General features: G+C 39.0%; 10 protein-coding genes. All 10 read right to left on the reverse strand.

Annotated features, from left to right (window positions below; genetic code table 11):
- Window position 1: 1 nt before the first annotated feature.
- The 10 genes from F7731_RS21050 to F7731_RS21095 all read right to left on the reverse strand — a co-directional run bounded on the left by F7731_RS21050 (window position 2) and on the right by F7731_RS21095 (window position 13,479).
- A complete protein-coding gene (locus F7731_RS21050) occupies window positions 2-1,189 on the reverse strand; it encodes a M20 family metallopeptidase (protein WP_151536774.1) in 1,188 nt (395 codons plus the stop codon).
- 175 nt (window positions 1,190-1,364) lie between these two features.
- Window positions 1,365-2,660: a murein hydrolase activator EnvC family protein gene (locus F7731_RS21055; protein ID WP_151536775.1), complete on the reverse strand. Its 1,296-nt coding sequence runs from the start codon at window positions 2,658-2,660 to the stop codon at window positions 1,365-1,367.
- 1,023 nt (window positions 2,661-3,683) lie between these two features.
- A complete protein-coding gene (locus tag F7731_RS21060; protein WP_151536776.1) occupies window positions 3,684-4,007 on the reverse strand; it encodes a hypothetical protein in 324 nt (107 codons plus the stop codon).
- Window positions 4,008-4,040: 33 nt separating this feature from the next.
- Window positions 4,041-4,763, reverse strand: coding sequence for a cysteate racemase (cuyB, locus tag F7731_RS21065; RefSeq protein ID WP_151536777.1), 723 nt, complete (start codon window positions 4,761-4,763; stop codon window positions 4,041-4,043).
- 363 nt (window positions 4,764-5,126) lie between these two features.
- Window positions 5,127-5,945 carry a C39 family peptidase gene (locus F7731_RS21070; protein WP_151536778.1) on the reverse strand — a complete coding sequence of 273 codons (819 nt, stop codon included), beginning with the start codon at window positions 5,943-5,945 and terminating at the stop codon, window positions 5,127-5,129.
- A 33-nt stretch (window positions 5,946-5,978) separates the two neighbouring features.
- The gene (asnB, locus tag F7731_RS21075; RefSeq protein ID WP_151536779.1) at window positions 5,979-7,826 is read right to left on the reverse strand and encodes an asparagine synthase (glutamine-hydrolyzing); all 1,848 of its coding nucleotides are present in this window, start codon (window positions 7,824-7,826) and stop codon (window positions 5,979-5,981) included.
- 381 nt (window positions 7,827-8,207) lie between these two features.
- Window positions 8,208-9,758, reverse strand: a complete 1,551-nt coding sequence (locus F7731_RS21080) for a Mur ligase family protein (RefSeq protein WP_151536780.1) — start codon at window positions 9,756-9,758, stop codon at window positions 8,208-8,210.
- Between the two features lie 54 nt (window positions 9,759-9,812).
- Entirely contained in the window at window positions 9,813-10,988 is a 1,176-nt protein-coding gene (locus F7731_RS21085) for a carboxylate--amine ligase (RefSeq protein WP_151536781.1), read from the reverse strand.
- 364 nt (window positions 10,989-11,352) lie between these two features.
- Entirely contained in the window at window positions 11,353-12,537 is a 1,185-nt protein-coding gene (locus F7731_RS21090; RefSeq protein ID WP_151536782.1) for an MFS transporter, read from the reverse strand.
- A gap of 546 nt (window positions 12,538-13,083) precedes the next feature.
- Window positions 13,084-13,479 carry a hypothetical protein gene (locus F7731_RS21095; RefSeq protein ID WP_246197365.1) on the reverse strand — a complete coding sequence of 132 codons (396 nt, stop codon included), beginning with the start codon at window positions 13,477-13,479 and terminating at the stop codon, window positions 13,084-13,086.
- Window positions 13,480-13,542 lie beyond the last annotated feature (63 nt).

The following is a 13,542-nucleotide window of genomic DNA, read 5'->3' on the forward strand; positions in this document are numbered from 1 at the left end:
GCTAATCTATGCCAAAATAACCACAAACAACTTGTCCAACTGATTTTGCTGCAACGAGAAGGGCATCTTCATCGATGTCAAATTTCGGATGGTGATTGAAAAACGCTTTTTCTACTCCTTTTGGTTTACAGCCAATGTAGAAGAAGCAGCCAGGGATTTTTTCTGCGTAGTATGAAAAGTCTTCAGAACCAGAAAACATAGGGAATTCAATGACTTGCTTAATATCCTGGTCATTCATGCTTTTAAGACTCGCAACGACATCTTCTGTAATTTTGGGATCATTGTATAGAGGCGGATAATCCGCTGTATATGTAAGATCACATTCAACACCAAACATAGCCTCAATTCCATTAGCAATACGGTGAATTTCTTTGTCAATTAACTCTTGAGTTTCAACGGTCATATAGCGTACATCACCTTCAAGCTCGACACTGTCTTTGATGACATTGAAGGAGCCTTTTCCATCGAAAGAACCAATGGTAACAACACCAACATCAAAAGGATTTAAGCGGCGGCTAATAACAGTTTGAACAGCTGTGACAAAATGGGATGCAGCTACAATCGCATCGTTTGCCGATTGTGGTGTAGATCCATGACCGCCTACTCCTTGAATCACTAGCTTGAAATATGTTCTTCCAGCCATCGAATAGCCGCTTCGATATCCTATATCACCTGTAGGGTTCGTCGGAAATAAGTGGATTCCAAAAACAGCATGTAAGTCATCAAGTGCACCAGATTCAACAATGCTTTTTGCTCCGCCTGGTGGAGTTTCTTCCGCATGCTGATGAATAATTTTAATTGTGCCTGTAATTTGGTCTTTTAATTGGATGAGACAATCTGCAAGAATTAATAAATAGGCAGTATGCCCATCATGACCGCATGCATGCATAACACCTTCATTTTTGGATTTAAATGGGACATCAGTCTCTTCAACAATTGGAAGTGCATCAAAGTCTGCTCGAAGGCCTATAGTTTTTCCTGGCTTTCCACCTTTAATCGTTACAATAATCCCGTACCCGTTTCCTACATTTGTTTGAACCTCAACGTCTTTTCCTTTGTAAAAATCCATAATATATTGAGCGGTTTTTTCTTCTTTAAAGGATAACTCCGGGTTTTCGTGTAAATAACGGCGAATTTGGATCATTTCATCTTTTCGAGCTTCTAACATTCCCATTAGCTCTTTTCTCATCACTATTGCCCCCCTCATTTAACATACCAGTTTCGATAATAATAATATTTAAAAAATATAGCCTTCATCTATAATATTTACAAATCTTATTCAAATATCTTTAGGAATAAGTGGATATTAAAAAAAGTCATTGATGCGTTAAATGCATCAATGACTTTAAATAATACTTTTACTATTAATATGAAACATATTTAAGCGGATTTACCGAGTTTGTACGGCCACCGTTCCAAGGGCCATGATGGATTTCAAAGTGAAGATGCGGGCCAGTAGAATGACCTGTGCTGCCCATATAGCCTAATAATTGGCCCTTCGCAACGCTTTGTCCGTTTGAGACACTAAGGCTTTCCATATGGCCATATACAGTTGTCATGACTTGTCCATCGATCACATGAGTAATCATGACGACATTTCCATAGCTTCGATCGTAGTTGGCACGAATGACTGTACCTGCAGCTGACGCAACGATTGGCACCGATCCCGTCCGGCCGCCTTTACCAATGTCTATACCTGAATGGAATGTCCCCCAGCGTTGTCCAAAGTGTGAGGTCAGTCTGCCTGTTGTCGGGTTCATGAAAACACCATTTGAAATCGTTGGCATTGGTCCGACTGAGCCTGTTGCATTTGCATTTGCTTTGGTAGCAGCATTTGCAGCTGCTTGCCTTTTCCGCTGTTCTTCCAGTTCCCGTTGTCTTTTATTCCATGCCTCAATCTCTTTTTTAATCGCTTTTTCTTGGGCTGCAAGAATAGCATCTTGATCCTCAAGCTCGTGAAGCATTTCGTGCATTTCTTCTTCTTGTTTATTTAACTTGGCAAGAAGATTATTCTTTTCTGCCATTTGGCTGTCATACTTTTTCTTCATTTCTTCAAGCTGGGCCTTTTTTTGATTTAACCCATCTAATTGCTTTTGCATGATGGCTTCTTTTTCATCAAGGGCGGCTTTATCCTCTTGATGAGCTGTAAGTAAATCTTTATCAGCCTGCATAAAGGTTGTAACGGCACTTACACGATTAATAAAGTCACCGAAGCTTTGCGCACCTAGAAGAACATCTATATAGCTGATGACACCGCCATTTTCTTGAATCGAGCGGACACGCTCCTTCAGTAGTTCGTCACGCTTTTGAATTTGGTCTTTTAATACCGCAATTTCAGCTTGGAGTCTCTCTATTTCTTCTTTCGTCTCAGCAATTTGGGCTTCTTTTTCCCTTATTTGATTGCTTGTGTCCGCAATGGCAAGGTCTATCTTTTTCATTTCTGCTTTAACCGTTGCTTGCTCGGCATTAATATCATTCACTTTATTCTGTGTTTGATTTATATCAGATTGTACGTTTGAACGCTTATTCTGAACATCTTTCTTTTTATCCTCAAGCTGATTATTGACCCCGGCAGCTTGTACTGTAGTAGAAATTGGGGAAAATAAACTTCCAAAGCCTATAATGATTCCAATTCCTAGAATGAGAAATTTCCGTTTCACTTGTACGTTTCTCCCTTCTAAATTGCTTGCATCTTTATTTCTGTCGTCATCGGCATTATGTATATCTAGTAAACTATTGCTCTAGTAAAGCCACTATCATACTAGATGGCATACTCTTTGTCTAATTATGTATTATATTCACACTGAAAATGAAGAAGTTTGTTGCTTTTTGAAAAGGTAACCGTGGTAAAATTTCGCAATATTGGTCAATTTTTGTCCCATAATTGCACATTTTATATTATAGCATTGTCCTATCAAAAGTTAATCCCAAAAATTATTACAAATTTATTTCAATAGAATGGAGACTCATGTCGAATAATGCTACTATGAGCATCTGTCCTTAACCTTGCATGTTTTTAAGGACATTAAAATAGAGAAATCGTAATTCTATGTCCTTTATCAGTGTGTTAAAGGACATGAATGGGGAGGAATCACGATTCTGTGTCCTTTATCAGTGTTTTAAAGGACATGAATGGGGAGGAATCACGATTCTGTGCCCTTTATTGGTGTATTAAAGGACATGAATGGGGAGGAATCGTAATTCTATGTCCTTTATCGGTGTGTTAAAGGACATTAAAATAGAGAAATCGTAATTCTATGTCCTTTATCAGTGTTTTAAAGGACATGAATGGGGAGTAATCGTAATTCTATGTCCTTTATTCGCGTTTTAAAGGACATGAAAGGGGAGAAATCGAAATTCTATGTCCTTTATCAGTGTTTTAAAGGACATGAATGGGGGGAAATCGAAATTCTATGTCCTTTATCAGTGTTTTAAAGGACATGAATGTGGAGGAATCACGATTCTGTGTCCTTTATCAGTGTTTTAAAGGACATGAAAGGGGAGGAATCGTAATTCTATGTCCTTTATCAGTGTTTTAAAGGACATTCAAGTGGAGTAATCACGATTCTGTGTCCTTTATCGGTGTGTTAAAAGTCAAAAGCATTTAGTTTTACATACAATAAAAAAACCGCCAAGCTAAACTTGGCGGTAATTGACTATATATCTTATCAAAGCTTGGCTCATTATTTTTCTCGGCTATTTGCCATATCCCTTTTTAATCTTTCCAGTTCAATCTTTAGCTTTATGTTTTCTGCTTGAACTGTTGCTAGATCTTCAGTATTTTGCGATTCTAAGTTTTTACTAGGAGGCTGAAGGGATACTTTATACCAAATCTTCCCGTCGGGGGCTTCCTTTGGAATACTTTTATTTAAACTTGCCTTTGGGTAAATTCTTTTGATGTATTCTGTTTCCTCAGTGGATAAACGCAATTCTCTAATATTGACTCCATCACCGAAAGATTCTTCCAAAAACCTCTTAAACTTTTCCGCTTCATCAAGTTTCAACATAAACCCCTCCCCTATCATCGAAAATACTTTTTCTTAGCTCCATCTAATCGGATTCTTCACCGTGCCACCAGAGTATTCAATTGATTTCTCCACTAGAACATCCATGGCATCTATGCAATATTTCATGACTTCCGGACGTAGATTCATACAAGATAGCTCCGTACAAGCAAGTATGACACAGCAGCACTTTTCTTTCCAGATGAGATCGTTAATCATTTGCTCGATTGCCTCTACATCTACCTTTAAATCACTTTTTATATTATAAATTGTATTCATCACTTGCTCTTGAGAGACCTCATCAGGTGTATACAATTCCATATTATACTTCCTGCAGCCATGTTTATAAATACCTGAGCTAACAGTCCCATTTGTAGCGAGGATCGCCACTTTACTGCCATCTCCATGCTGCTTATGAATTTCTTTACACGTCTCGTCCACCATATTAATAATTTTCACAGTGGACATTTCCTGCATTTGATCATAGAAAAAATGAGATGTGTTACATGGGATCGCGATATGTTCCACACCGGCTGCTTCAAGAAGCTTGAAGTCTTTAAAAATAGCATTTAAAAATAACTCTTCTTTATTATTTAAAATCACAGTTGTCCGATCAGGCAGGGTCGCGTGATTTAAAATGACCATATTAATGTGCTCTTGATCGGAATTGGCTACCGTGTTTTCAATGACCTTTTCAAAAAAAACGGATGTAGCCATGGGCCCCATCCCACCGATAACTCCTAAACTTTTCTTTTGCATGTTTCATCCTTCTCAATTTAATGACTTTTTATACTTGGCTGTGTTAAACATAGCTGTTGATTTCCGCTGCAGCACGCGCCTTCCGCTACAATCAACAAGTGCAAATTTCAAGATTAAGCTTTAACATAGCCTTTACTATTATATTAACAAAAAACTGAAAGCAAAAGAAAATCCAATTTTACCTATGGCATTTGGAGTTCTTTTGCTTTCACTGTTGTCGCAGATTAACGGGCTGTAAGACTCTCGTATCAAGAAGTTGGGAAAACACACTTCAAGTTGGAGATCAAACAGCCCGTAAAGGCCCGATAAGTTCAACTAACATTCGGTGGGGAATAAAACCGCCCCACCGAATGAAGTTGAACTTTATTTTTCACTTTTAACAACTGTCATCGCATGGCTGCCAAGTTCTTGATAGCTTTTGAAAAATGCGTCTGCATCATAGGTCATTTGTCCGTGTAACGGATTCATGACGTGAACTTTCTTTTCGTCAAAGCCATTTAAGACAACAGCATGTAAGTTGGTTGGAGCCGTAAATTTCTCTCCTGTGTCATGGAAGTGCCAAGAATAATTCAGCCTTGGCTTTCCGAGATCAAGGGTGACCCAAACAACGACAGGAATGCCTTTGTTCAGCAGACTGATGATTTCTTCTCTTGTACTTCCGCTCATATCAAGAGTTTGCAAGTTAGCGCCTACAGCCTTTGCATATTTAGCTGCACCTTCGACGATTGGAGGTGCATAGCTAAAAAATCCACCAGTTTCACTACTTGGGTTGCCGGCGTATGCTTTATAAGGGTTCGCACCATACCGGCGGTGATTTTTTTGGGAAAATGGCTGTTTTGGTAAATAGTTATCGGCCATTTCCGTTTTTGAAACCCCGTACCCATAAGTATTCAAAATCGCTGTTAACGAAGTGATCTCGCAGCCATGCGGAAGCTCCGGCAATTGCATAACGGCTTTAACAGGGATAAAAACCTCTGTTATTTTCATTTGTCCCTCAGGTGTCCAATCATACTTTTTTACATATGTCGGGACATTAAGCTTTGTAATGGAATCTATACCAGTAAAATCGATTTCCGAATTAGCGTTGCTGTTTACCCTTATATGGCTATTTACTTTATTCATTGAAAAATAAACAACACATATTAGAATAACAAAAATCGTGCTGACTGCTATTTTTCTCACTTATATCAACCCCCTATTTAGAGGTGATACTGCTTATAATTCTTCAAAAAATTTCTTATACCATACGAGGAACACATACACAGTCCAAATATATCTTGCGTAGTTATGTTTCTTCGTATAATGTTCTTCTAAATATCTTAAAAGTTCATCCGTGTTGAAGAATTCCTTCGCGATATCTGACTCGAACATTTCTTTCACGATGCGGTAGTATTTCTCTTCTTGAAGCCAGAAACGGATCGGTACAGGGAAACCAACCTTTGGACGGTTTGCCCATTCATCAGGGAGAACCTCACTGGAAGCAGCCCGCAATGCATATTTCGTATCTTTGCGATTCACACGCAGAGAGCTTGGCAATTCAGATGCCATTGACATGACTTCTTTATCTAAAAATGGAACTCTTAACTCAATAGAGTGAGCCATACTCATTTTATCCGCCTTTAAAAGAATGTCACCTGGCAGCCAAAGTTTTAAGTCAAGATACTGCATTTTCGTAACATCATCTTTCCCCTGAACTTCGTCAAATACTTGTTTTGTAATACTCTGTACTGTCGGTCCGTTTTTATACCCGTCCTTCAATACGTTGAAAGCATCTTCTTCTTCAAAGACTTTTGCTTGTCCAATAAACTTTTCTTCGATCTTCTGTCCGCCTTTTACAAGGAAGGTCGTAATTTTATTTTGCGGAAGGGCGCCGCCTACTTTGGAAAGCGCACGTCGAATAACGTATGGAACCTTTTCATATTTTTCTTGCTTCGCTGATTTCTGATACCAGACATACCCGCCAAAAATCTCGTCCGCACCTTCTCCAGACAGGACTACTGTTACATGCTCCCTCGCTAATTTAGATAAAAAGTATAAAGGAACAGAGGATAGATTCGACTGCGGCTCATCCATATGATATTGGATTGTAGGCAATGTCTCAAAGCATTCATCTGCATTCATTAGCTTACTATAGTTATCGATGCCTAGAATATCTGATAGTTCCTTAGACAAATTCGTTTCGTTAAAGATTCCTTCATAATCTTTAAAACCGATTGAGAAGGTTTTATTAGGCTTTAATAAAGCCGTAATATAGCTAGAATCGATTCCGCCTGATAAGAAAGAACCAACCTTAACATCACTAATTTGATGATAATCAACCGATTCTCTCATCGTGCTATTAATTTCTTTAATATAATGATCTAAGGTATTCTCTTTTTCATCGAAATTTACATTCCAATATTGCTTAATCTCCATCTTGCCATCTTTGTAGATCATATAATGGCCAGGCTTAAGCTTGTACACGCCTTTAAAGAAAGTCTCATCAAGCACTGAATATTGAAAAGTTAAATAAGGCATAAGAGCATCCTTATTTAATTCTTTTTTGAAGGCTGGGTTCTTTAGGAATGATTTAATTTCTGAACCAAAGATTAAGGAGTTATCAGTTGTGTTTTGTGTATAGTAAAGAGGCTTAATCCCAAAGAAATCCCGTGCAATAAGCATCGTTTCCTTCTTTGTATCCCAAATAGCAAATGCGAACATTCCTCGAAGCTTTTGCAATAGCTCAGTGCCATACTCCTCATAGCCATGGATCAACACTTCACTATCTGAATCGGTTTTAAAGATATGACCTTTTTCTACTAAGTCCTTCTTTAATTCTTGATAGTTATAAATTTCGCCGTTAAAAATTAATACACAGCTTTTGTCTTCGTTAAACATCGGCTGACTAGCTTCTTCTCTTAAATCGATGATGCTTAAACGTCTGAAGCCAAATGCCACATGTTCATCCGTATAAGATTCACCGCTGTCTGGACCTCTATGAATAATCGTGTCCATCATATCATTAATCGTTTTTATTTTATCTAATTCTCGGTTAGAATGAGCAAAACCAACAAAACCGCACATTTTTTAATCACCTTTATTTTAGTATGTTCACATTAGAAAAACTTGGCGTTCGCCAAGTCCTTTTCTGGCGAATGCCTTAGTTTTACTTACGCGATATTTCAAGTGGAAATTTCATCTAAGTTTCAATATTGCTTTAGTACTTTAATAAACTTAAATTTTCCTATTAGCCAAGAAAAGCGCAAGCGCCTTGCCCACCCCCGACAAGCATAAGACGGTCCGAACGGGAAGGTGTTCTTTACCTTTCTGGGCGGAACGGCTTATGACCTCGAGGGGGTAGGCGCTGAAGCTAGACAATGAATAGCGCAAGCGCCTTAGTTAGGCGCTGGAGCTAGGCATTCCTTAAAATGGGGCCCTGAGGAGGGCCCCATGCAAGATATAATTTTACACTATTTCTGTCTGCCCTGAAACACGGTTTCGAAGAGGCATGAATAATTTTTCTTTTGAAATATCTGCGTTTAGCTTTTCAATTTGATGTAAAGCAATTTCAGCGCCAGGGTCCATTCCTTGGCAACCCGCCAGCAGAATTAAATCTCCTTCTTCTGCTCTTGCCAGCGCTTTAGCAATCGCATCAGGAAGTTCATCATATAACTGAACTTTGATACCTGCTTGATCCATCACTTCTTCGAACACTCGCTGCTCTTCATCTGTTACTTTATCTTTTGCCGTTACATGGGAAATGCTCTTTGTAGCAATGATTTCATTAAAGCCGAGCTTTGGAGCCCACTCGGCAATCGTGTCCGCATTCTCACGATTGACCGTAGGACCTCTTTCTCCTCTTATTGCATAAACTAAATGAAGCTTCTTATAGTCCATGAACTTCAATGTTTCAAGCGTCACATTGATATTCCCTGCATTAGCAAAATGATCATCGATGATTTTAAAATCATCCTCAAAAATGAACTCAAAGCGGCGCTCTACTCCGCCAAAAGTCTTGAGAGTTTTTTGGATCGTTGAAACAGATACGTTAGACAGCAGCGCCACTGTAATAGCGACCATTGCATTATAGACAGAATGCAGTCCTGGTACAGCTAACTCAATATCAAATTCACCTGGAATATATTCCGTATCCCTTACTTTAAACGTTTTTAATATTTCCACTGTAAATTTAGCTCGACCTGTTGATAAATCTAGGTTTTTACAATGAATATGCCCGTCCTTGCTTTTCACTCCAAATGTAACAACTTGAGCCTTTGTTGCATTGACTAAAGAAGAGGAATATGGGCAATCTAAATTTAGAACGGCAAAGCTATTTTCACTGGCATTTCTAATTAAACTTGATTTCACTTCAAAGTATTTCTCAAAAGAGCCATGGGAATCAATATGTTCACGGCTCACATTATTCAGCGTGACAATATCGTAATCCACTTGCTCGACACGATGCATTTCTAAAGCTTGCGATGATACTTCCATACTGACATGAGAAACATCGTGCTCCACCATCTCGTTTAAGTAGTATTGTAAGTCGAGAGATTCTGGCGTTGTCAGGTCTGAAGGGATCGATGTGTCATCAATTTTGATAGAAACTGTTCCGATCAGACCTGTTTTGAAGCCTTCATTTTCTAAAATGGCATTCGTCATATAGGAAGTCGTCGTTTTTCCATTTGTTGCCGTAATGCCGATCATATTCAGCTTTTTAGACGGATGATTATAAAAGTGAGCACCTAATCTGGCTAAAGAAATCCGGCTGTCTTCTACTAAATATTGAGGGATATCGATTCCTTCTTGGAATTCCTCTACAACCGCTGCGACAGCACCTTTTTCTACTGCTTGTGCTAAATATTTATGTCCGTCCGTTTTATATCCGCGCACACAAACAAAAAGGTGTCCATTTGTAACCTTTTGGGAATGATATGAAACGCCGTATATATTTAAATCTTGATCATTCATAACATCTTTTACTTGTATTGATTGAAGAAGTGTTTCAAGCTTCATCGTTTTTACCTCTTTTCTGCGTTAGCAAACAATCGCTGTGGATTAAGTATTCACTTAATTTTTCTTCAATAACTTTCCGGCGATTTTTCTAAAGTTAACAAGGCCAGGCTTTGGATCCTTCCAATCCCAGATCGCATACGATTTTCGTTTCATCAAAGATTGCATCACTTGTTTTTTTGTGAGCTGTCCGGTTCTTAAATAGCCGCGGATAGCGAGTAAATCTTCATATGCATACCAAAACACACGGTGCTTATCTTCTTTTACCGCATATGGCTCAAGCGGGGACCCTGTTAGCTCCCGATAAGTAATGTAAGGGAAATTCACCCCTACTTCATATAATAAGTTGTTTAAGTTTGTAATACGGGCATTGATTTCAATTAAATAGAACTTTCCTGTCTCGGCGTCCTTTTTAAACTCAATTTCCGCAAACCCTTTAAATCCGATCGCTTCCAAAAATGGAGCGCCAATATCGTACAGCTCTTGAACATATTTTTGTTCTGTGTACACAGATGCACCAAAGTTAATCGGGTATTGGCGATGCTTCTGACATGTCACCCAATGCGTAACCTTTGCATCTTGGTTCATATACGCATCAAATGTATACATATGATCATCAAAGCCAGGAATAATTCTTTGCACAATTACTTCTAAATTAGCTTTCTTTGACTTTTCGATGGCTGCAACTAATTCTTCCCGATTAAAGACTTTGAAAAGCTTTTTTCTAAAATGTGCAACAAAGGCCGGTGAATCGGTCGGCTTAACGATACACGGATATTTCAGCGTCGATTCCACTTTTTCAATAAAATTTTCTTCATCTATTCTAACCGTTTCAGGGACATCCATTCCCTTTTCCACAGCTAATGCATGTAAAGTTTCCTTATTCATCACTTTCGTGTAAAGGCCTTTTTCCGTTTGAGGAATGAGATAATGCTCTCTGATCTCATCTAAATACTCATCAACGATTTCTACATATGAATCATGACAAGGGATTAGAACCGGCTTAACGCTCTGCTTTTTCGCATAATCTATTAAAAATTGAATAAATCCTTTTGGATCTTCTTTATAATAAGGAGCAATTAGCCTTTCGGAGCAATATTTAGATTCAGAGCCATATCGGTCCTCTGCAGAATAATCAATGGCAACCGTATGTATGCCATGAATTCCCAAACAGCGAATTGTACTTAAACCTATATAATAATTACATCCTAAAATTACAGCTTTATTATTCAAACTCTCATCTCCTTGAATACCTTCTTACGATATTCTTCACTAATATAGATATTGACATAGAATTGCTTAGCCGTGCAAGAGATATTACGTAATTTCAGTCAAATAGCACAGGTAGTTTCTGGCACGCTAAGAACATGGAAGGATTAAAAAAATATCGAAAGCCGCTTCAAGAGGCGAATTCCCGAAGCGGCTTATCTTTTTAGAAGTTGTTCAAAAAGTCCGGGAAAAATAGCCGTCGAATTTCGGCGTCAGCTTACTTCTCCGCTCCTCACGTATTAAAAGCATACGTTCCGGTGCTCGAAGGCTACGCTTCCTTGAACTTCTCGGCTCTTTTTGTCCTCCTTTTTGAACACTCACTTTATCATTATTTTTTAGTTAATTCGGGCATATAAAATATCGTCTTACTCGATTTTAAGACATAGATTCTATATAAAACGAAGGCAAATAGTGACAATATAGCACCAGAAATGTAAGGAAGCCCGGCTTGGATTGAAAATAGCCAGCCTCCTAAAGGCGGACCAATGATTCTTCCGAGGGAATCAAAGGAAGATAAGAGCCCGGTGGAGCTCCCGTGACCAGCCATTGATCTTTTCGTAATTAAAGCAGATACAGTAGGACGAATGACTCCATTTCCGACGCCAAAGATGGTTAAATAAATGGCAGCTGTCGTGAAGTCTTTAACGAGTAAAATACAGCCAAACCCAATCGCGGACACAATAATCCCGCCCTGGATCACAGCCCCCTCGCCAAACTTTTTCGTTAATCGCCCTATGAGCCCTCCTTGCACAATCGCACTTGCAAGTCCCATAATCATGAAAATATAACCCAATTGAACGGTCCCTAGACCAGCTTTTTTCGCAGCGAAATAAGCAAACGTCGCTTCCAAGCCAGAGAGCGATAAGGAAATAAACAGCTGCAGTAAAAATAAAATAGATACTGAACCTGTGAACGCGCTAAATAGGGATGCTCTCTTCTTCGTTTGATGTCTGTTTTCCTCTGTTAAAGATTCTTTTAATATGAAAAGCACTAGGAAAAAGGTTAACGCAGATATCGTTCCTGCGATATAGAATGGCGTTGTTAAACTGATTTTTGAAAACATGCCGCCGATTGCCGGACCAAAAATAAAGCCGAGCCCTGTCGCGGCGCCAACGATTCCCATTCCTTTGCCGCGGTTTTCCTCTGATGTAATATCAGCAACATATGCCATAACTGTCGGCATATTTGCTGAGGATAAAATGCCCCCTATAATCCTTGCAGCAAAAAGCATCCATAGCTGAGTGGAAAAAGCAGTAAGAAAGAAAGATAGCGATAATCCAGCAATCCCGATCGCAATTACGGGCTTTCGTCCAATTCGATCCGAGACTCTCCCCCATACTGGTGCAAAAAGAAGCTGCATTAGGGAATAAACAGCCATTAACCAGCCAAGCTCAGCTGGGCTAGCACCAATATTTTCAGCATAAAAAGGAATAACAGGAATGATGATTCCGAAGCCCACCATTACTAGAAACATAACTAAAAATAGTATAGGCAATGCTTTTTTTGTCTCCAATTAATATCTGTCCTCTCAGAATAACTTTAATCAAATTTACCCCGGCGTATGATGCGCTTGGATCTTTTATAGGGCTCACATGATAAATATTCAGTGGCATCCGCCAGCGGCTTTATTTTAGTATTTTGTGGTATTATTTTCTATCCTTATATATTGTATACTAGTTTCGGATTTTCACAAAGGGGTTGTGCGAATGAAAGGATTTTGATTTTTTGCCTTGGGAATGGCTAGTTATAGAGATGACGGACACTCGGGGCTCATTCTGAGGATGAACTGTCCGTTATAATGCGGATAACGGACACCTTGGGCACGATCGGAAGTTGAAATGTCCGTTATAAAGTGGATAAAGGACATCTCGGGTGCGATCTAACGATAGAATGTCCGTTATAGAGCGAATTTCGGACATCTCGGGCGCCGTCTGACGATAAAATGTCCGTTATAAGGCGAATTTCGGACATCTCGGGCGCCGTCTGACGATAAAATGTCCGTTATAAGGCGAATTTCGGACATCTCGGGCTCGGTCTGACAATAAGATGTCCGTAGCGACTATTCAATCCCATCTCGATAGTTTTTATCCCAATTCTTATCGCCTTTATGCTCGATATCTTGGGTTGTCTTTTCTAATTCATCGAGAATGATCATCTTTACTTGATTAATGGTTTCGAAAAATGTTCTTTCTTCATCAGGGTTTGGTTTGATTCTTGCTGTTGCTTTAATCGCGATAAGCCGTCTATGCTCTCCAACTAGTTTATCAAATGCATCAAATATATGACGGGCTAGAACAGCAATATCTTTATAGCCCTCTGGGAGCTGATCTTTTATTTTTTCAATTCGATTGTGCATTGTTTCACCGCCACTCATCATAATTGGAACTTTCTTATATAGGTTATTGTTCCTTTTCAGCGGTATTAAATACTTAAGCAAAATAGAAGAAAAGCCCATGAAACGGTCAATCCGCCTGATGGGCCTCCTAATAAGTTCTAGCGCTTATAAAGTTAAAAACTT

Origin of the sequence: Cytobacillus depressus (assembly GCF_008923245.1) — a bacterium.
Lineage (GTDB): Bacteria > Bacillota > Bacilli > Bacillales > Cytobacillaceae > Cytobacillus > Cytobacillus depressus.